This window comes from Streptomyces sp. NPDC000345, assembly GCF_042898825.1.
GTDB lineage: Bacteria > Actinomycetota > Actinomycetes > Streptomycetales > Streptomycetaceae > Streptomyces.
Genome location: NZ_JBIAZE010000039.1, coordinates 1 through 1191 on the forward strand (window position 1 = coordinate 1; position 1191 = coordinate 1191).

A 1191-nucleotide genomic window follows, 5' to 3' on the forward strand; every position below is an offset into this window, starting at 1 on the left:
CTAGTGTCCCGGTCTTGAGGTCTCGCTTCGCCTCGTGAGTTGTGTTCTGTTTCAGATCATGGCCGTGCCGGTGACAGCGCTGCTCTTCTTCGGTGTGCTGACGGTATGGGGGACAACAGGCTGGAGCCGCTGGTGTTATCCGAGGCCGAGCGGCTGACGTTGCAAGGATGGGCGAAACGCCGGACGACGGCGCAGGGTCTGGCGAAGCGAGCGCGGATCGTGCTGATGTGCGCCCAGGGGCTGAGTAATACCGCGGTGGCCGCGCGGCTGGACACTGACCGCGGGACCGTTGCCCGGTGGCGGACGAGATTCCTGCGGGACCGGCTCGACGGGCTGTCCGACGAGCCGCGCCCGGGGGTGCCGCGCACCATCACCGATGCCCAGGTGGAGGAGGTGGTGGTGCGCACCCTGGAAGAGGTCCCCGAGGGTGCGACGCACTGGTCGAAGCGGGAGCTGGCCCGTCGGGTGGGGATCTCACCGACGAGCGTGCTGCGGATCTGGCGGGCCTTTGGCCTCCAGCCATGGCGTACCGAGGATTTCAAGATCTCTCCGGATCCGTTGCTGATCGACAAGATCCGTGACGTGGTCGGGCTCTACCTGGCGCCGCCGGCGAACGCGGCAGTCTTCGCCGTGGACGAGAAGCCGCAGATCCAGGCTCTGGAGCGGACCGCTCCGGTGCTGCCGATGGTCCCGGGCACCCCCGAGCGGCGCAGTTTCGACTACGTCCGGCACGGCACCATCGACCTGTTCGCTGCCCTGAACACCGCCACCGGCAAGGTGATCGGGAAGCTGTCCGCACAGCACCGCGCGGTCGACTTCCGTGACTTCCTCGACGAGATCGACCGCCAGACCGACCCCGGCCTGGCGGTCCACGTGATCTGCGACAACCTCTCCGCCCACAAGACGCCGGTGGTGCACAAGTGGCTGCTTGCGCATCCCCGGTTCCAGCTGCACTTCACCCCGACCTACTCGTCCTGGATCAACCAGGTCGAGCGGTGGTTCGCAGAACTGCAACGACGCTGCCTCGAACGCGGCGTGTTCTGCTCACTCGACGAGCTGAGGACCGCGCTCGAGGACTGGATCAAGATTTGGAACGAACAGGCTCGGCCCTTCAAGTGGACCAAAACCGCAGACCAGATCATCGACCGCATCTGCCGCTACTGCGACCGCATCTCCGGACCGGGACACTAG

Annotated in this window: 1 protein-coding gene; it reads left to right on the forward strand. The window is 66.2% G+C overall.

Going from position 1 to position 1191, the window contains the following annotated elements; genetic code table 11:
* The first annotated feature begins 105 nt into the window (after nucleotides 1-105).
* On the forward strand, nucleotides 106-1191 hold the full coding sequence (locus tag ACFY30_RS39310) for an IS630 family transposase (protein WP_390849948.1): 1086 nt from the start codon (nucleotides 106-108) through the stop codon (nucleotides 1189-1191).